Annotated in this window: 17 protein-coding genes and 2 pseudogenes; 8 read left to right on the top strand and 11 right to left on the bottom strand. The window is 48.8% G+C overall.

Features of this window, described 5'->3' with window-relative positions:
- Positions 1 to 263: 263 nt before the first annotated feature.
- The 9 genes and pseudogenes from ACKPBX_RS11195 to ACKPBX_RS11155 form a co-directional block, all read right to left on the bottom strand.
- Entirely contained in the window at positions 264 to 1175 is a 912-nt protein-coding gene (locus ACKPBX_RS11195) for an AEC family transporter (protein WP_319995404.1), read from the bottom strand.
- Between the two features lie 200 nt (positions 1176 to 1375).
- Positions 1376 to 1969, bottom strand: a pseudogene (locus ACKPBX_RS11190) (carbonic anhydrase).
- A gap of 390 nt (positions 1970 to 2359) precedes the next feature.
- Complete coding sequence (locus tag ACKPBX_RS11185; protein ID WP_218142798.1) at positions 2360 to 2518, bottom strand: hypothetical protein; 159 nt, start codon at positions 2516 to 2518, stop codon at positions 2360 to 2362.
- Positions 2519 to 2726: 208 nt separating this feature from the next.
- Entirely contained in the window at positions 2727 to 3707 is a 981-nt protein-coding gene (locus ACKPBX_RS11180; RefSeq protein WP_319995403.1) for a LacI family DNA-binding transcriptional regulator, read from the bottom strand.
- A 264-nt stretch (positions 3708 to 3971) separates the two neighbouring features.
- Positions 3972 to 5297, bottom strand: coding sequence for a DEAD/DEAH box helicase (locus tag ACKPBX_RS11175; RefSeq protein ID WP_319995402.1), 1326 nt, complete (start codon positions 5295 to 5297; stop codon positions 3972 to 3974).
- Between the two features lie 75 nt (positions 5298 to 5372).
- Positions 5373 to 6380, bottom strand: a complete 1008-nt coding sequence (locus ACKPBX_RS11170; protein ID WP_319995401.1) for a Gfo/Idh/MocA family protein — start codon at positions 6378 to 6380, stop codon at positions 5373 to 5375.
- A gap of 156 nt (positions 6381 to 6536) precedes the next feature.
- Entirely contained in the window at positions 6537 to 7238 is a 702-nt protein-coding gene (locus ACKPBX_RS11165) for a DNA-3-methyladenine glycosylase family protein (protein WP_319995400.1), read from the bottom strand.
- A gap of 98 nt (positions 7239 to 7336) precedes the next feature.
- Positions 7337 to 8215 (bottom strand): aldo/keto reductase, encoded by an 879-nt coding sequence (locus ACKPBX_RS11160; RefSeq protein WP_319995399.1) that lies wholly within the window; start codon positions 8213 to 8215, stop codon positions 7337 to 7339.
- Positions 8216 to 8349: 134 nt separating this feature from the next.
- Positions 8350 to 9231 carry a metallophosphoesterase gene (locus ACKPBX_RS11155; RefSeq protein ID WP_319995398.1) on the bottom strand — a complete coding sequence of 294 codons (882 nt, stop codon included), beginning with the start codon at positions 9229 to 9231 and terminating at the stop codon, positions 8350 to 8352.
- Positions 9232 to 9495: 264 nt separating this feature from the next.
- Here ACKPBX_RS11155 and ACKPBX_RS11150 point away from each other — a divergent pair, with 264 nt between their 5' ends.
- The 4 genes from ACKPBX_RS11150 to ACKPBX_RS11135 all read left to right on the top strand — a co-directional run bounded on the left by ACKPBX_RS11150 (position 9496) and on the right by ACKPBX_RS11135 (position 13821).
- Positions 9496 to 10983, top strand: a complete 1488-nt coding sequence (locus tag ACKPBX_RS11150; protein WP_319995397.1) for a DUF1538 domain-containing protein — start codon at positions 9496 to 9498, stop codon at positions 10981 to 10983.
- Positions 10984 to 11649, top strand: coding sequence for a hypothetical protein (locus ACKPBX_RS11145; protein WP_319995396.1), 666 nt, complete (start codon positions 10984 to 10986; stop codon positions 11647 to 11649).
- 546 nt (positions 11650 to 12195) lie between these two features.
- Entirely contained in the window at positions 12196 to 13086 is an 891-nt protein-coding gene (locus tag ACKPBX_RS11140; RefSeq protein ID WP_319995395.1) for a transporter substrate-binding domain-containing protein, read from the top strand.
- 54 nt (positions 13087 to 13140) lie between these two features.
- Positions 13141 to 13821, top strand: a complete 681-nt coding sequence (locus tag ACKPBX_RS11135; RefSeq protein ID WP_319995394.1) for an amino acid ABC transporter permease — start codon at positions 13141 to 13143, stop codon at positions 13819 to 13821.
- A gap of 99 nt (positions 13822 to 13920) precedes the next feature.
- Here ACKPBX_RS11135 and ACKPBX_RS11130 read toward each other — a convergent pair whose 3' ends face one another.
- Complete coding sequence (locus ACKPBX_RS11130) at positions 13921 to 14427, bottom strand: methylated-DNA--[protein]-cysteine S-methyltransferase (protein ID WP_319995393.1); 507 nt, start codon at positions 14425 to 14427, stop codon at positions 13921 to 13923.
- A 252-nt stretch (positions 14428 to 14679) separates the two neighbouring features.
- On the opposite strand from ACKPBX_RS11130, the pseudogene tnpA reads away from it, so the two are divergent.
- The 4 genes and pseudogenes from tnpA (at position 14680) to ACKPBX_RS11110 (ending at position 16281) form a co-directional block, all read left to right on the top strand.
- Positions 14680 to 15053, top strand: a pseudogene (gene tnpA / locus ACKPBX_RS11125) (IS200/IS605 family transposase).
- 35 nt (positions 15054 to 15088) lie between these two features.
- Positions 15089 to 15307: a hypothetical protein gene (locus ACKPBX_RS11120; RefSeq protein ID WP_319995392.1), complete on the top strand. Its 219-nt coding sequence runs from the start codon at positions 15089 to 15091 to the stop codon at positions 15305 to 15307.
- A gap of 46 nt (positions 15308 to 15353) precedes the next feature.
- Positions 15354 to 15641 (top strand): hypothetical protein, encoded by a 288-nt coding sequence (locus ACKPBX_RS11115; RefSeq protein WP_319995391.1) that lies wholly within the window; start codon positions 15354 to 15356, stop codon positions 15639 to 15641.
- Entirely contained in the window at positions 15625 to 16281 is a 657-nt protein-coding gene (locus ACKPBX_RS11110) for a hypothetical protein (RefSeq protein ID WP_319995390.1), read from the top strand. The genes ACKPBX_RS11115 and ACKPBX_RS11110 overlap by 17 nt, the downstream gene beginning before the upstream one ends.
- A 418-nt stretch (positions 16282 to 16699) precedes the next feature.
- On the opposite strand, the gene ACKPBX_RS11105 is transcribed toward ACKPBX_RS11110, so the two are convergent.
- Positions 16700 to 17293, bottom strand: coding sequence for a TetR/AcrR family transcriptional regulator (locus ACKPBX_RS11105; protein ID WP_319995389.1), 594 nt, complete (start codon positions 17291 to 17293; stop codon positions 16700 to 16702).
- Positions 17294 to 17906: the final 613 nt, after the last annotated feature.

The raw sequence follows: 17906 nt of genomic DNA, 5'->3' as shown, positions 1-17906 counted from the left end.
TTATATGTTTGTGCTGCTGGCCAGGTTGGCCGGAGCTGAACGATACGTGCGGCGCCCTTCTCCGGCGAGGGGGTGCTCACCGGAGGACGACAGTAACATCTTAGGGCCAACTTCGGCGAGCGCCCCCTCATCGGAGGAAAAGAGGCATATGTGGGCCGAACTCCGGCGTAACCTGCGTTCGACGGAGGAAACAAATTCCGCCCAACAAAAAACCACCCGCTACACAAGAACGGATGGTTTTGAATTTTTTTCATTTGACATTTTTATCCCATGACCGCCAAAACGAGCGGCAGCGCGAAGATTCCGATCAGGATGGAAACGGAATTCATGAAGGCGGAGGTTTCGACGTCCCCGCCCGCTTCGTCGGTGAATCCGGTCGCCATGGATGCGATCGGCGAAAAGAACAGCATGCAGAGGATCGTCTTCACGACCATTGATACCGGCAGGAAGAGCACGGTCAGGATGGAGAAAATCAGCGAAAAGCCGTAGCGGATGGCCAAGTATTTGAAGGCCAGCTTGAAGCGGTGCGCATCCAAGCCCAATTCCAAACCGATTCCGATCATCAGCATCGCCAGGAATGTGTTGGCGCCGCCCACCGTGGACGTAAAGGTGATGACCTCATCCGGTAATTGCAGCCCGAGGAGGCGCATCAGCAACAGGATCAAGTATGTATCGAACAACGGCGAAAGAAACATGAGTTTGAGGAAGCCGCCTAAAGTTGTTTTTTGCTTCTCATCCGCAACAGAACGGGACCAACCATAGCCAATTCCGGCAGCTCCGAATGAATTGCCGACATCGAAAAGGGATGCGAAAATGATCGACTGCGGGCCCATCAATCCGGCGATATATGGCATCGCAAAGGCCCCGACATTGTAGCTGCCGAGGTTGATGATTCCGAAAGCCTGCGCTATACCGCCTTTCCGTTGGTTCACCAGATATCCGGTGATTTGCAGGATCAAGTTAGCGAGGAGGCCGATTGCGGTCAAAAACAGCAAGTTGTAGGTGATATCGAACGTGTTGAAACTGGTGATCAGGGCGCAGGGCAACGTGATCCGCAGTACGATTTTCGAAAATTTCGGAAAATCAGCTGCGCTCACCCACCCGATCCGTTTGATGACGTAGCCGATCACGATGATCAAAATCAATGATGCGGCTTTTGCTGCTATTTCCCCCATTACGTTCCCCCTGCTCGCGTTTTTCCTTAATTATAACAAAAAAAGTGCATCCGTATCCGTTCTTTCTGTATGTTGTAATCACGATACGGATTCCTTTGCATCCTCGATCAGAGCATTCAAAAAAGTTCCGCCCGCACCAATACGAATCGGGGGGACGGAACTTTTTCAGCCAAGGCGCTCAAATCGCCAAAACAGGATCGTTATTCTTCATATTTCAGAACGGAACGCTCGCCCAATGGTTGGACCTCTCTGTTGTTGCCTTGATAATATTCGTTGAAGGCTGCAATTTGTTCCGCGGAAACTTCCACAGGGTTCGCCATCACGTACCACTCGACATTTTCGGTCAGCGGCGGTGTCGTCAAGGAACCTAGGTAATGTTAGTAGCTTTTGTTGGCTGGAAGCAGCTCGGCAACGTTCAGGCTGAGGCCGCTCGCAACGTCTGATTCTTCGTTTGCCTGCACATCATCCAGGATCGCCTGAAAAGCAGCATTTTCTGTTCCTTCTTTAAAGAAGACCGCGATGACTGCTAAGCGGCCATCCTGTGCCTTGTGGACAAAATGCAGTTCGATCGGGAAACTCTCCCCATCCACCGTGTGCTCGCTCGGGGAATGTAAATGGAATTGCGCCAATTCAAAACCGCGTCCGGCAATCGTCGCTTGGCCGCCGTCTTCGATTTCGATGCTGTGCCCGTTATCGACCACATCGATGATCTCCTCCGCATAGTCCAATGTCAAGGAACCGTCCGTGGTCATCGCTTCGGTTGCATTCGTTTCGATATTGATCGGGGATTGCATCGCGCCGGATTCGAAGTCCCATTCATCCTGGTTTTCATAATCCAAATGTTCCTCAGCGGCTGCTTCGGTCGTTTCTTCAGTCGTCGTTTCGGAGGTCAGTTCCGTCGTTTCCTGTGCACTGCTGTCCGTTTCTACCGTTTCTTCTTGGCCGCAGCCACTCAGTCCCAATAAAGCGAACGCCCCCAGAACCGCCAAAACTTTTTTTAATCCTTTTGCATTATTCATTTTTCCGATCTTCCCCCTCAAAAACAATATCCATTTATTATATAATAATCCGCAATTAAATTATCAAATCAACCGCGATAAACAATAATTCAACAGATAACCCCTTCTGTCAGCTGTATTCAAAAGGATATTGCGAAGAGGAGAAGGCGGGTCTATATGGTCCCGTCAGTCGTCGCGCAGGTCGATGACCATATCGATGCGGTCCTCCATCGTCTCGCCCAAACCGATGATGCCGCCGCTGCAGACAGTCAGACCTGCCTTTTGCGCAGCGCGGATGGCGGCGATTTTGTCGTCGTAAGTATGGGTCGTGCAGACATCGAACACGTTACCGCAAAAAATAGATGCAAACCCGTATTTTTAAAGGGTGACAATAAAAATGTGGAGAAAACGTACGGATTCTCAGTTTCGTTTTTTTTGAAGCGGTTGTGAAGGGTTGTGCTTCTCCTGTGTATTGTGGAAGGCTCAAAAAACCGACACGCAAGCATTAGGTTGCGTGTCGGTTTTTATTTATTGATCGTTGCCTAAGTTATGTCTAAGCATTTTTTTGGGTAGATTCCCTGATCAACAACTCGTTATCCAGCGTTTGGATCAGGTCGACTTCTTTTTCCAGAATCAATTCCATCAGAATTTTGGCCGCCAATTCTCCGGACTCCTGGAAAGGATAATGGACGGTTGTGATGCGCGGATAGACCGCTTCGGTGATTTCGTAGCCGCCGAACCCCGCTAAGGAAAGCTGGTTGGGGATTTCAATCTGCAGTTCATGCGCAGCGCGCATGATCCCGATCGCGATATTGTCGGTCGCGCCGATCACGAAAGTCGCTTTGGATTGCGGCAGGATTTCCAGTGCCTTTTCGTAGGCGTCCTTCATGGCAAAGCTCGTTTTGACGAAGGTATAGTCGATATCATGGCCTTCGAAAGCCTGCTCGATGCCGTTGCGTCGGGTCACCCCGACCGCCGTATCGGATTCGTCGACCCCGAAGACAAGAATGTTCCTGTGTCCGTTCGCAACCGCGTACGCTCCGACCGAACGGCCCGCCTTCTCGTCATCGTGGATGATGCAGTGGAAATCGGGATGCGATTGCCCGACGATGACGACGGGAACATCAGCCTCTTCGAACGCCTTGACATGAGCCGGTGTGATGGCAGCGGCGAAGAAGACGATGCCGTCGACGCGCTGCTTCGCCAAGGTGGAGATGGCTTCGATTTCGCGCTCGCGGCTCTGATCCGCATTCGTGATCAACAGTTGGTTTTTGGAAAGGCGCAAACTGTTCTCCAAGCCCCGCAACGCTTCATTCGTCGCAAAGGAATTCAGACGCGGAATGATCGTCCCGACCATATGCGTGCGCTTCGCTTTCAGGCTTTGGGCAAATTTATTCGGTTTATAGTCGTTCTCGGCAACAATCTCATCCAGCTTCGCCTTTGTTTTTTCGCTGACCGCCCCGCCGTTCAGATAGCGGGAAACGGTGCTCTTCGCCACACCGGCCATTTTGGCGATGTCATTGATGGTGACCATAGTTAGCGCCCACCCCTTTCTTGTGCTGCATAGCGGACTTTGTTCCGTATACATATTCATTCTCTGTCTTTGATTATACAGGTGCGAGCGGTTCGCCGCAACGGACCGGGGAAGGAATTCTGCCTATTGGGACTAGTGAACGCGCAACTGGCTGGAGTTCCGGCCCGCATCTCGCCGAACGCAAAAATCCGCACTTCGCCGCGGACAGCCTCCGCAAGCGCGGTTTGGGGCTGTCCTTCCGGCAGAATGCGGAAAGTTCTTCAATTATTCAGTTGGCTTTTTTTCTGTTGGCTTGCGGCGCGCGCCTTTGTTTTTCTGATCTTTGGAGCGGATTTTTTTCTTTTTCGTTTTTTTGGCAACTGCTTCCTTCGCAGTCTCCTCCTCTTTCAAGGCAACTTTTTTCTGGATTTTAGCTGCTTTGGCTGCGGCCGGTTTCTGCGCATCGCGGATAGCGTCACGTGATTCGCGGCTCGGCAGTTCGTTGACGAGCTCACCGCCGTAGATGAAGAATTCTTTTACTTCATCCGGATGCGGCGCAAAGCGTTTGATATCGCGGCTGTTGCGGTCATTAACAAGTGACAGTACAACCCCTTTTTTGCCCATCCGGCCCGTACGTCCGGAGCGGTGCAGATAGGTTTCCTTCGAAAGCGGCAGATCGTAATGGATGACGTAAGGCAGATCTTGGATGTCAATCCCACGGGCGGAAACATCCGTCGTCAGCAGGAACGTCGCGTTACCTTTGCGGAATTCATCCATGGCGCTCTTACGCTGTGCCTTGCCGTAATCGCTGTGCAGCATGCGGACATTGATGCCCTCGAACTGCAGTTTTCCCGCCAAATAATCAAGTTCCTGCGTAGAATTCACGAAGACAAGCGCCTGCATGCCTTCCAGGTTGCCCAAACGGCGCAGCATTTCCGCACGTTTCCGCGTCGGTGCCTCGATGAAGCCATGGACAGTCTGGTCCATGAACTGACCTTCTTTGGTTGTGTCGAACCAAAGCGGCTCCGTGTTGAACCATTTCTGGATGTCCTTCAGATTCTCACTGTTCGTAGCCGAGAAGAAGCCCATCTGGCGGGATCCCGGCGTTTTTTTGATCAATTCGCGCAAGGCACTCAGATGTTCTTCCTGCATCAAATAGTCCGCCTCATCCAGGATGACCGTCTTGATGTTGTGCAATTTCAGTTTTTTCTGGTTTGCCAATTCCAGCAATCGTCCCGGTGTTCCGACCACGATTTCCGGCTTTTCCTTCAGCTTGTCGATCTGACGGCCAACGTTCGCGCCACCGATGATCACTTGCGCGCTCAAGTCCTTCAGGGAACCCCATTCAGCCAAAACGTGCCCTACTTGGTGCGCCAATTCCTGCGAAGGCACGAGAACCAACAATTGCAATTCCTTGTTGGCATCCGTTTTTTGCAGCAACGGGATAGCATAAGCCAACGTCTTGCCGGTACCGGTCGGCGATAGCCCAACAACATCCTTGCCTTCCATCAATGGCTTGAAGACATTTTCTTGGATCGGCGTCGGCAGCTGAAAACTCATCTCATGCCAGTATTTTTCGAATGGCATTGCCATTTCTTCCATCATCATCATTTATTTCCTCATTTCTTATAATGCAGCCTGTTTTTAGGCTGCGGTGCATACCTCGCGCGGAAGCATCCGTCCGACCTATGCCTCATCTAAATCCGCTGGGTAAACGATGCCTGCTTTTTTACGCAGAGCTTCCATTGTCCGGTTGACGTCTCGGCTGATCTGCGTCCAACGTTCATAGTCTTCTATAGTATCAGGATTTTCCGGATCATTCAAGACGCGCGCGAATGCACGGACCTCATCATCCATAAAATGTCCGGATGCTTTTTCGGCCAATTGGTACCGTTCGTTGGTCTCGCCGTCCACCAGTTCCACCGATTGGATCAAATTGACCCCATCGAGAATCAGTGTTTTTTTGGCACTGTATATTTCTGAATCGGCGAAGGAATTGTAAATTTTTGACGTGTGCAGGCTGGCTGTGAAATACGGATATTTCAGCAGCATCGTGCCGGCTCCGTCAACGCCCGTCTGGATTTTCTTGGCGGCATAATCGACTTCCTCTGGCACACCGAACCATGCGATGGCAGCATACAGCAAGTACACGCCCAAATCGGAGAGTGCCCCACCGGAAAAATTCAGTGAGAAGATGTTCGGTTCCTCGCCGGCCAAAACCTGGTCGTAGCGGGAGGAATATTTGGCATAAGTGAAGCTGGCGCCGTCGATTTCGCCCAATTTGGCGATTTCATTCTTGACCAGCGCGAAGTTTGGCTCATGCAGATGGCGAGCGGCTTCAAACAGGAAGACATTATTGGCTTTGGCCGCCGAGAAGGCAGCTTCCCATTCTTTTGTATTCGAGAAGATCGGCTTTTCGACGATGAGATGCTTGCCATTGGCGATGGCCGACATGGCTTGCTGGAAATGGAGGCTATTCGGTGATGCGATGTAGATGGCATCGACTTCCTCCAAGGCAGTGAATTTTTCCAAGTCCGTGACGAAAATATCCGCACCGTAGCCTTCTCCAAAGCTTTGGGCGGTGAACTGGTTGCGGCTGTAGACCGCTTTTATTTCGAATTGTCCGGATGCTTTGGCCGCTGTTGCGAATGCATGCGCAATGCTGCTTGTTCCGATGATGCCTAATCTGATCATGGTTTTATCCCCTCACTCGTTGTTTTCTTTTGAACATTCTATCCCTATTCTACACTAATCGGGGTCGGATTGCTTAGCGATACCACCTTTTTAGGGCACAAACCGCATCAGAAAAGAAAAAAGCATCCCGATGCAGCTGGGATGCTCTCCTCATATTTATAGCAGTTGCTTTTCCGCCCTTTTCAGCTCTTGGCGCTGCTTCAGGCGTTTTCGCTTTTCGGCTTCCGACAGCGGCGCGTAGTCCTTCAGATCCGGTAGGACGCCGACGGACACTTCCCACAGATAGAGACTCGCGACCGAACCGTATGGCGCAAAACGCCGTTTGTATTTCTGGAACAGTTGCTTGGTGATTTTGCGGTGATGATAAACCATCCGCAAGCCGCGATGGATAGCGAGGTCATCCCAGCTCAGTACATCCTGACGACCCATCGAGAAGATCAGCAACATCTCGGCTGTCCATTTACCGATGCCGCGCAGCTGCGACAACTCGGCGATGACCGCTTCGTCACTCATATCCTTCAGCGCCTCCAGATCACAGGCACCGGAAATGACTTTCTCGGCAGCCTCACGGATATAGGTTGCTTTACGGGTCGATAGGCCACACTGCTGTATTTCTTCGATGCTCGCCCGGCAGATGCGATCCGGTGTTATCGCCCCAAAAACGGCAAGCATCCTTTTCCAGACGGTTTCCTGAGCTTTCATTGAAATCTGCTGGCCGACGATATTGTTGACGAGCGCGGAAAAAAGATCCGCATCGATCGGCCGCTCGATCGGTCCGATCCGATCGATGACGTCCGCTAGAATTGGATCCTTGGCCTTCAGACAGCGGATCGCTTCTTCATCATAATAAAAATTCATTTATTCCACCCTTGCTCTGCATATTTTTCAACCATAACCCCTTTCCCCCATAAGAAAAGCTGGAGACTCGGAAGCCCCCAGCTTTGATTTGATTGGCATCACTTACTGTTACGGATGTCGACCCCGATTCTCTTACCGAGATTGTGGTCTTGGTGCCCCTTCACGAAGTTGCTGTCTTTCTTGATGCGGGTGATTCTTTCTAATTCCTCATCCGTCAAACTAAAATCGAACAGATCAAGATTTTCCTTCATTCGGTCGGCATCCTTTGTTTTCGGAATCGGAATGAGGTCGCGTTGTACGGCCCATCTCAGTATGATCTGTGCCGGTGTTTTATTATATTTTTCAGCTATTTTCATAACTTTGCCGTCTTCCAAAGCTCTTCCCTTAGCCAATGGGCTGTAGGCCATCGTCATAATGTTATTGTCGTAGCCGAAGTCATCCACTTCCTCCATGAGGTTGAATGGATTGATTTCCAATTGGTTCACGACTGGTTTGATGCGGGAGTTCTCCAATAGTTCTTTCAGATCCCCACGCATGAAGTTGGAGACGCCGATGCTGCGGACGATTCCGGAATCCTTGGCTTCCTCCAAGGCTTTCCAAGTGGCTGCAGTTACACCTTCATCAGAGCTCGGGAAGTGGATCAGGAACAGATCAATGTACTTTAGTCCGAGCCGGTCGTAGCTTGCACGGATAGCGTCTGTTGCTTTTTCGAAGCCCATGTCGTCTTTACCGAGTTTGGTCACGACAAAAATATCATCTCTGGAAATGCCTGCGTTGATGGCTTTATGGATACCGCGGCCTACGCCGACTTCGTTTCCGTACATGCTGCCTGTATCAATCAGGCGATACCCACGCATGATGGCCATGAAGACCATCTCTTCAGCTTCATCATTGCTCACGTTCCAAGTTCCGTATCCGATTCCGGGGATTGTAAAACCATCATTCAAAGGCATTCTGTCCATTAAGCTCTTCACCATGATAACCCACACTCCTTCTACTTATTACCTTAAGTGTAACGCAATTTCCTCAGAAACACAAAAATTATTAATGCGCTTACAAAACAAAACGGAGGAAAAACACTTTCCTTTCCTCCCCGAACCAATCCAAACGGTCATATTTCCAAAGATTCTGAAGTGGAGCCGTTCGTTAAGGTCACAATGACCATTTCCGGTCGGTTGTTGATGCGGAACGGGAATGATGACCCACCGATGCCCCGGCTGACGACCAGTTTCTTTTCCGGATCCGTGGGCAACAGATAAACGCCTTCGGTATGCCGTGGCATCCGCCCTTGTCCAGGAGCATACAGCCCACCCAATCTCGGGATGCGGATCTGGCCGCCATGAGCATGGCCAGCAAAGGTGATATCAGCTGATTTCTCCGGATCGATATGGTACTTCAGAAAATGTTCAGGTCGGTGCGCCAACAAAAGACATGTTTGGCCTTGCCAATCTTTTCTCAGCCTGATCTTTTTCAGAAAGTCCTTCGCGATTTTCTGAATGGCCGAGCTTTTGTCGCTCAGTCCCATGATCACGATAGGCTTGCGACCCTTTGCAAGGACGCTGATTGCTTCATCGTCCAGAAAACGGATGCCTGTCTGCTTGTACAAATCCAACACGATAGTGAACATCGGAGAATGGCGGTCATGATTACCTGTTATGGCATAGGTCGGTGCAATCGCCGTCAGTTTCCGGAACAGTTTTTCCGCGACTGAAGGATCAAAAGTACCATCCCCTTGAATCTGATCACCAGTAAGAAAGATAAAGTCCGGATCCGCTGCTTTGGTCATGTCAATCAGCTTGTTCAGATCGACTTTTTCTTTCGGCAAATGGATATCGGAAAGCTGGACTATCTTCAGCCCTTCGTTTTCAGGCGCCAGATTCTTTACCGGAATGGTGTACTCGGTCTTCTGGATCCAGGTGTTTTGGAGATGCAGATAGGCCGCTGTGCCCGCCAAAACGGCAGTCTTCAGCAGGCTTTTGTTTTTTATGTTCATATTTATCATCCTCTATCTTCAAGAAACCCTATTGTTTCCTCTATTCTAATGCTTTGGAGCGCTTCAGTCAAAATAAAACGGTTGGTTCTTGTGACCGTCGGAAGCGATTATCGGAGCTGGGTAATTTTCCTGAAACCATAAGGATGTTGTCCGATACGGTTCAAATAGGTGCTTTTTGCTTCCTATTAATTAATTAGCATGTTATGTTTAATATATGAATATTACTCTTCAACATTACAACATCACTACGAAGGGACTGAATCTATGAGTATATTTACAGAAAAATTAAGGGAAGTCCTGCAGTCCGTGCTGCCGATCACAGCGCTTGTTGTGCTGCTCCATTTCACCTTGACTCCGCTCGAAACCATTGATCTGCAGCGTTTCCTGTTCGGGGCGTTTTTGATCATCATCGGCTTATCCATCTTTCTTTTCGGCGTGGATCTCGGCATAACGCCAATCGGGAAATTTCTAGGGCGAGGCTTGGCCCGCAGCAACAGTATGAAATACGTGCTCGGAATGGGGCTTGTGCTCGGCTTCTTCATTTCGATAGCGGAGCCGGATCTGCATATTTTAGCGACGCAGGTTTCCGAGGTCACAAACGGCATGTATCCGAAAAACCTGCTTTTGATCGTCGTTTCCGTTGGCATCGCCGTTATGCTGACAATCGGTCTTTTCCGGATTGTTTACCGTTACCCGCTGAATAAGGCCTTCACTATCCTCTACCTGGCCATCTTTGGCTTAGCTTACTTCAGCACCAACGACCTGTTCGCCATCGCTTTTGATGCTTCGGGATCGACGACCGGCGCTTTGACAGTGCCTTTCATGCTGGCGTTGGCGGTCGGCGTCGCATCCCTGAATCGACAGACGCAATCAGCAGAGGCAGACAGCTTCGGTCTGGTTGGAATAGCCTCGTCTGGCGCCATTCTGGCCGTATTGATTTTGGGATTGTTCGTCCGTTCCGACGAACCGCTCTCGGGATCGATACCCGGACACGAAGCAGTCGCCGCCAATTGGCTTGCGCCATTCCTGTACGAGCTGCCGAAAATAGCGGGCGAAATCCTGTTGGCCGTTTCACCGATTCTGATCATTTTCGTGCTCAACCATGTCTTCTTCGCTGATGAGAAACTCTCCAAACGTGCTTTCCGCCGTATTTTCTTGGGGATGGCTTATCTGTTCGTCGGTTTGGTCCTTTTCCTGACTGGCGTGAATGCCGGCTTCATGGAAGTCGGCCGCAAACTCGGCATGCTGATTGCCGGAATGGACAGCTCCATTCCGGTCCTGATCGTCGGTTTTGTGCTGGGGGTATTGGTCATTTTGGCGGAACCTGCGGTATATGTATTGACGCATCAAATTGAAGATGTTACAACAGGGTATGTAAAGCGCGGTATCGTGCTGGGCTTCCTATCCATAGGCGTCGGCCTGGCCGTCTTGTTGTCGGTCGTGCGCGTGCTCGTACCATGGTTGCAACTGTGGCACTATCTCGTCCCCGGTTATCTGATCATCCTTGCCCTCTCCTATAAAGTTCCGAAGCTGTTCGTCGGGATTGCCTTTGATGCGGGCGGCGTGGCTTCAGGCCCGATGACGGCGACTTTCATTCTGGCATTCATTCAGGGTGTTGCGGAAATCACGCCGGATGCCAACGTGCTCTTGGAAGGCTTCGGGATGATTGCGATGGTGGCGATGATGCCGATCATTTCGTTGCAATTGTTGGGCGCCATTTATCAGCGCAACAGTATAAAGGAGGGTCTCTAATTGACCGAACAAGTTGAAAACAAAAGATTCTACGATGTCATTTTTGTCGTCGTCAACATCGGCAAAGCCAGCCGCGTGCTTGAAGAAGCGAAAAAATGCGGCATCACCGGAGGGACCATCCTGCATGGTTCCGGAACGGTTTCCAGCGCTTTATTGCGCACAATCGGTTTTTATGAAGTAAAAAAAGAAATCCTCTTTATGGTCTGCGCGCGCGATAAGACGCAACCTACTGTCGAACACATCAGCTCACTTTTCCATTTCGAGTTGCCGAATCGTGGCATCCTCTTCACAAGTCCGATTTCACACTTGCTGGGTACGCATGGCGAACGCCTGCATATGGATGAAAAAGATCCCCATCCAACTTCCGGTCATGAAGTCTTCTTTACGCTCGTTGCCGGCGGATTGGGTGACGATGTCGTTGAAGCAGCGGCTGCGGCTGGCGCACGCGGCGGCACCCTTTTCCACGGGACTGGCGCTTTTGCGGATAAATGCCGAAAAGTGTTCGGGATCGAACTCGACAACGGCAAAGACATCATTATGAACTTGGTCACCTCCGAGGTCGCTCTTGCAGTGGAAACCGCCATTGTCGATCAGATGCAGTTGGATGTGCCGGGTAACGGCTTCCTGTTCAGCTTCGATGCCGAGAATGTACGCGGAGTTCGTTAAGAGTACCGTCCTTGATAGTCCAACCTGAAAGACCCGGATCGGTATTTGATGCCGATCCGGGTCTTTTGCATACTTGAGGAGCGGAATTATCGAATGTTCCTCGAATATTCGATAATTCCGCTTCGTTCTGGGGTCAAATTGTCGAATGTTACTGAGCATTCGACAATTTCGTCCCGCGCCCGGGTCAAATAATCGGATGTTCCTCGAGCATTCGACAATTCTGCCCCGCTCTCGATTTCGCTTTGAGTAATGCCATATGCTCTTTGTGACATCTTTTGTATGTTTTTGTTTTCAGTAACTTTCGTGTCATCTTGCCACAGCTGTTCCCTATTTCACAAACTGTTTTCCGAACTGTATAAACATCTATAGCAGCCTAAACGACTTTTATGAGAAAATATGCTAATTATGTTCAATCTTTTTAATGAAACTCGTTTATAACAGCAAATAAAACTGTATTATTAACGCATATAAAACGGTTGCTTTCAGCCCGGATACGTGCTATCTTATGTCTAGTTCTTATTCGAGGAAAAAGGAGAGGTTTCACGGATGGTAAAGAAAAAGAGAGTTTTATTTGGCGGTTTGACAGCATTACTGGGTTTGACTTTGGCGGCTTGCGGTAGCGGCGAAACAGTCGACAGCAGCGCGATTGATACAGCAGTATTAACTGATTCAGAAACAGCATGGGACAAGATCGAGGAAGCCGGTGTTTTGAAAGTAGCCACTTCCGGAACGCTCTACCCTAATTCTTATCACGACAAGGAAACCGACGAACTGACCGGTTACGAGGTGGAAATTATCCGTGAAGTCGCAGAACGCATCGGCGTGGAAGTGGCATTCACGGAGATGGGCGTTGACGGCATGCTGACTTCCGTCAACAGCGGCGCAGTGGATGTTGCAGCATTCGGGATCGACCGCAATGGCGAAAACGCCGACAAATACAATTACACAACTCCTTACAAATATTCATTCGGTGCCATGGTTGTCCGTGAATCCGATAATTCCGGCATTGAAACGCTGGAAGACCTGAAAGGCAAAATCGCTGCCGGTGCGGCAACGACAACTTACATGAAGGTTGCCCGTTATTTCGGCGCGGAAGAAAAAATCTACGACAACGCGACAAACGATATGTACTTGTCTGACGTAGCGAACGGACGGACAGATGTTATTCTGAACGATTACTATGCACAAAAGTTGGCGACTGCCGCTTTGCCGGATATCCCTGTTAAAGTGCATGACATTTTCTACAACCCATCCGAAACTAATTTCTCCATCAAAAAAGGCAATGACGAATTGACCGAGAAATTCAACGAAGCTTTGGATGAAATGCGTGCTGACGGAACTTTGGCGGAATTGTCGAAACAATTCTACGATGGTGCGGACGTGACTGTCCAGATCGAATATGATTTCCCAGTGATCGACGTAAGCGATGTAGACTAGACCTATAGAATGGAAATGTAAAATAAAATTGTAAAGCAGAAAGGTGGGCAAGACATGTCAGGCATCCAATGGCAGTATATCTTCAATCCGGAGTTGGCTCTCGACAGCCTCCCGTACGTCCTCAAAGGGATGGGCTATACTCTTGGAATCGCGTTGACCAGCATGCTGAATGGCACGCTGCTTGGCTTTGTGCTTGCGATGCTGCAGCTGGCCAAGTTGAAACCACTTCGCTGGCTGGCGCGGCTCTACATCTCCTTCATGAGGGGAACCCCTACTTTGGTCATTTTGTTCCTGCTCTACTTCGGCTTTCCGTTCATCGGCATCCAATTCACAGCCGTAACGGCGGCAATCATCGGCTTCAGCATGAGCTCGGCCGCCTACAGCGCAGAAATCATCCGTTCATCATTGAATTCCGTCAATCACGGACAATGGGAAGCGGCTTATGCGCTGGGGCTTAAATGGTCGTTCATCATGCGGAAAGTCATCGTGCCGCAAGCCCTACGGATCGCCATTCCGCCGATGAGCAACGTGCTGCTGGACCTGATCAAAGGTTCGTCTCTGGCGGCGATGATCACCGTTCCGGAAATGTTCCAGAACGCCAAGATCGTCGGCGGTCGCGAGTTCGATTACATGACCATGTACATCCTGGTCGCGCTCATCTACTGGGCGGTCTGCAGCGTCTTCGCTGCCTTCCAGACACGCATCGAGAAGAAATTATCTATGTATGTGGAATGACAAATAAAACCGCAAAAAAAAACGAAAGAAGCAACCTCAAGTGTTGGGGTTGCTTCTTTCGTTCTTTTTGCATACTTCATTGTTACAAAATTCAAAAAGTCAGCCTTTCTCGATTGCAACCTTTGTCTCATGATTCAGCAAATATTCCTTCAAATGCAAACCGCCGGCATACCCCACCAGTTTCCCGTTTGTGCCGATGACGCGGTGGCAAGGGGTGATGATCGATATCGGGTTGCGGTTGTTTGCCATGCCGATTGCGCGGACGCCTTTCGGATTTTCGATAGCGATAGCTATTTCCTTGTAGCTGCGCGTCTCGCCGTAAGGGATTTGGCGCAAAGCTTCCCACACTTTCAATTGGAAAGGCGTACCGGCTGCATCCAAAGGCAGCTCGAACTCCTGACGCTCACCACTGAAATATCCCTGCAGCTGACGCTCACCTTCCAGCAACAAAGGCGTGTCCGCCTCCACCATTTCCCCGGCTGCGATTTCCTTTTCGATGCGCGGATCCAATTCCGATGAAACATGCTCCAGAAATGTGATGCCCTTGCCGTTTTCAGCCAACAAGTACTTCCCGAGCGGTGTTTGGATATATTTATATGCTTTCATCCTGATCATCAGTCCTTTTTTTCGTAATCACACAATCTCTCTGCTCCATTATACACAGTAGCGCCAACGACAGAAAGTATTCGCACTCTAGTCAGGTTATGAATGGTCTTTTTTGAAATGACTTTACCGAAAGAGCTTCTTATATCCCCTTTCTTTAGCCGTGGGTACATGAGGCGTGTACTCAGTCGTATTATGTGGGCATATTCTGTATAATTAATGAATGGAAAATAAAAAAATAAATCAAATGATAACATCACTTATTCTTGTACCTACCATGTTGTCTGGTGTCCAAAGTATCGGCGAACGGTCCTTGTCGGACCAGTAGCGGCACGCTTAAATGAGCTCGTTCTAGAAACGTACACCGGTCTGTCCGTCGAAATTCAGGAAATGGAAATCATGCCAGACCACGTTCACCTCGTATTGGATATAGACCGACAATTCGGGGTTCACAAAGCAGCCAAACGTATAAAGGAAACTTCTTCCCGCGTGCTGAGACAGGAGTTTAAGAAACTGACGACAAAGCTACCCACGCTTGGGTCGAATAGCTATTTCGATTCCACAGCGGGTGGGCACAGCTTGAAATGATTCAGCAATACATCCAAAGCCAACAGACCTCACGCCGGTAAATGCGAAGGAATCCATCAAAAAAGAAGGAACACGTATGGCTAAAAGCAAAACAGCTTCATTCGTCGTAGCGCTGGGACTTGTTACACATCAAAATGAACAAGCCGTGCTGGATAAGCGTTTCAAAATCGCTGAAAAACTGTATAACAAAGTCTTATACCATGCGCGGATGCAGCTGACAGAGTTGTATAAGAACCGTCGATACCAAGAGGTGCTAGAAGAACGCCGCTTGGCTATCAAAGCAAAGGAAACGTGAGACCGCGTGCAACAAGGAGTTGCAAACTATCCAAAAGACCTTCGGTATGACGGAATACGCTTTGCATGCTTACATCGGACGGATGCGAGAGGCGTACAAGAAGCATATCAACAGCTTCACAGCACAGGAAATCGCTTCGGTGGTCTGGACAAATGCGTCCTCCCTTCTGTATGTCAAAGGCAAAAAGGTATGCTTCAAAAAGTTCGGACAGCTGGAATCGTTGGAAGGCAAGTCGAACGCTACGGGCATGCGCTTCAAAGGCATTCAAGGGCGGCAATCAATACTTCCTGCAACTGGTATTGGAAGGCATCCCGACGGTGAAACGCAACAATAATACAGGTAAGCCCCGCCGAAAACCCGCTCCGAATGCGGAAGTGGGCATCGATATTGGTACCTCTGCGGTGGCAGGTGATGACGGCGTCTTCTTGAAGGAATTGTTTCCAGAAGGGAAGCTCTATGACTGCGCGATTCATCTATTGCAACGAAAACTGGACCGGAGTCGCCAAGCAACAAACCCCGCCAACTTTAACCTCGACGGCTCCGTCACGCGGGGTGTCAAGTTGATCTGGGTACGGAGCAAGAACTACATGAAAATCGTGTTGCACTTGAAGGACCTCTACCGCCGTCGGGCGGTGGCCTTAAAAGAAGCCCACAACAAAACCTCCAATGCCATCCTGGCACTGGGTAATCAAGTTTATTTGGAGGACATGGATTTCCGCGCATTGATGAAGCGGGCCAAACAGACCATTGTCAATAAGGATGCGCGATTCCAACGTAAAGGGCGCTATGGCAAGTCCATTGGCTATCACGCGCCGGCTATGTTGGTCGGCATCGTGAAGCAAAAAGCACCCCAAGAAGGAGGTGCGCTTTACGAGGTGGACACCTTTAAATTTCGTGCCAGCCAGTATAACCACGCAAATGATACGTATATCAAAAAGGCGCGTGACGAACGTACGACCCTTGTTGGCGGGTAACTTGTCCAACGGAATCACTACAGTGCGTTCCTCCTGAAAAATAGCCAACCGACACGCAACGAAACGGACCGCACAAAATGTAGTAGCACAACGTTCGCCACCTTCATGGCGCACCACGACACATGCATACAGACGCTCTGCCAATCAACCGAACGCCAGTCCCGTAATTTAGGACTACGAGACTTTCAATTTGCTTAACAACTGTGTATAAGCAACCAAAAGGTTCAGTTGCGAGCATTCAACGCTAATGTTGCCACTGGGCGCTTTGTTGAGAAAGTCTAATGGCTTTTGGGAATAGAACGGAAATAGAAAAACGACATCTCCACTTTTGTGGAAATGTCGCCAGTACGGTCTGTGACGTCCCAACCGCCCTTGGAACCCCCTAGATTTATCCGTGGTGAGCAGTCAGATGATATGCTCATGAGTGCTTGTTTATTTTGTCGAATTTGAAATTGTAGTAGTCGACAAATTCTTGTGTCGTAGTTTCAGGATCAGTTGAAAAGTCTTCGGCCATCCATCCCCCAATTGTACCCATCAATACATATCTAAATATCTTTGTGTATGCCTTAAAGCTAGGGTCAGTCATATCAACCTCTGAAGACCATATGTCTATTAGCCTATCTAGCACAGCTTCTGACAATTTTCGTGAGTAATTCGGTAGAAAATCTTTTTGCTTATTGAGCAAAAGGTTGTATTTGTTCTTGTTATGATAAATAAAGTCAAAAATGATTATATCAGTTTTTGTCATCAGCATTTTATTGGTCGGATAATACTTTTGAAAACTTGTTTGAAGGGCATCAGCAAATCTGTCCAGGAAATCTTGGGTGACGTCATCCAGTAAATCAAATTTATCTATGTAATGATTATAGAAGGTTGTGCGGGTAAACTCCGCCGTCTCGACGATATCCCTGACCGATATGTATGCGAAACTTTCCGTCTCCAATAATCTGAGTAATGCATCCTTGAATAAGTACTTGGTTCTGTTGGCACTCCTGATCGATTCGTTTTGCATGGGTAAGACCTCCTTAAAAACAATAGTTCCCTATTCGGTATAAATAAAAGTAACACATTCCACAGTCAATGTCATTACCTTAGTCAACTTGACAAATGTGCGCCAGAATAAACGTCAGATTGCTGTCATAAAAAATATTAAACATGGGAATCCAATATTGACAAGTACTTTCGAAAAAAACATGCGTTACGTTCTGAGATTGAATCCATGTCAATGCCTCTCGAATTTTCTTTGTTGTCGTACCAAAAGTACAATATTGTTTTTTGGGGTTTGTTCGTATCTAATGGGCCGTCAAGCATACAACAGACAATGGACTATCGATGCACATTGATTCCACAACAGTTTTCAAACATAGCTCCCGTTGAAATCCCTCCTATAAAAAAAATGACAAGATAACGGATTTCATCGAAATAGACCTATAATTTTATTTCCATACTCAATAGTATATTTGGTTTTTATCAACAAGATGAAAGCATTCATTTTTTGTACGGGTTCGGCAAAACTCCGTTAAAGCTGTTGAATTTGAGCTACCTTCGATTAAATTATAATTGGCAACTTATTTTTGTCATGGATTTGTTTGCGAAGCGAACTTAAAGTTTTTTTCTGATGTCCT

It is taken from the genome of Trichococcus shcherbakoviae (assembly GCF_963666195.1).
GTDB lineage: Bacteria > Bacillota > Bacilli > Lactobacillales > Aerococcaceae > Trichococcus > Trichococcus shcherbakoviae.
This window is presented reverse-complemented; position numbering and strand designations above follow the sequence as displayed.

Excerpts from the sequence above, each read along its gene's own strand:
- ACKPBX_RS11135 (WP_319995394.1), top strand. The coding sequence starts at position 13,141 with ATGTCAGGCATCCAATGGCAGTATATCTTCAATCCGGAGTTGGCTCTC.
- ACKPBX_RS11175 (WP_319995402.1), bottom strand. The coding sequence starts at position 5,297 with ATGATGATGATGGAAGAAATGGCAATGCCATTCGAAAAATACTGGCAT.
- ACKPBX_RS11105 (WP_319995389.1), bottom strand. The coding sequence starts at position 17,293 with ATGCAAAACGAATCGATCAGGAGTGCCAACAGAACCAAGTACTTATTC.
- ACKPBX_RS11170 (WP_319995401.1), bottom strand. The coding sequence starts at position 6,380 with ATGATCAGATTAGGCATCATCGGAACAAGCAGCATTGCGCATGCATTC.
- ACKPBX_RS11180 (WP_319995403.1), bottom strand. The coding sequence starts at position 3,707 with ATGGTCACCATCAATGACATCGCCAAAATGGCCGGTGTGGCGAAGAGC.
- ACKPBX_RS11140 (WP_319995395.1), top strand. The coding sequence starts at position 12,196 with ATGGTAAAGAAAAAGAGAGTTTTATTTGGCGGTTTGACAGCATTACTG.
- ACKPBX_RS11120 (WP_319995392.1), top strand. The coding sequence starts at position 15,089 with ATGGCTAAAAGCAAAACAGCTTCATTCGTCGTAGCGCTGGGACTTGTT.
- ACKPBX_RS11155 (WP_319995398.1), bottom strand. The coding sequence starts at position 9,231 with ATGAACATAAAAAACAAAAGCCTGCTGAAGACTGCCGTTTTGGCGGGC.
- ACKPBX_RS11115 (WP_319995391.1), top strand. The coding sequence starts at position 15,354 with ATGACGGAATACGCTTTGCATGCTTACATCGGACGGATGCGAGAGGCG.
- ACKPBX_RS11150 (WP_319995397.1), top strand. The coding sequence starts at position 9,496 with ATGAGTATATTTACAGAAAAATTAAGGGAAGTCCTGCAGTCCGTGCTG.
- ACKPBX_RS11160 (WP_319995399.1), bottom strand. The coding sequence starts at position 8,215 with ATGGTGAAGAGCTTAATGGACAGAATGCCTTTGAATGATGGTTTTACA.
- ACKPBX_RS11130 (WP_319995393.1), bottom strand. The coding sequence starts at position 14,427 with ATGAAAGCATATAAATATATCCAAACACCGCTCGGGAAGTACTTGTTG.
- ACKPBX_RS11165 (WP_319995400.1), bottom strand. The coding sequence starts at position 7,238 with ATGAATTTTTATTATGATGAAGAAGCGATCCGCTGTCTGAAGGCCAAG.
- ACKPBX_RS11195 (WP_319995404.1), bottom strand. The coding sequence starts at position 1,175 with ATGGGGGAAATAGCAGCAAAAGCCGCATCATTGATTTTGATCATCGTG.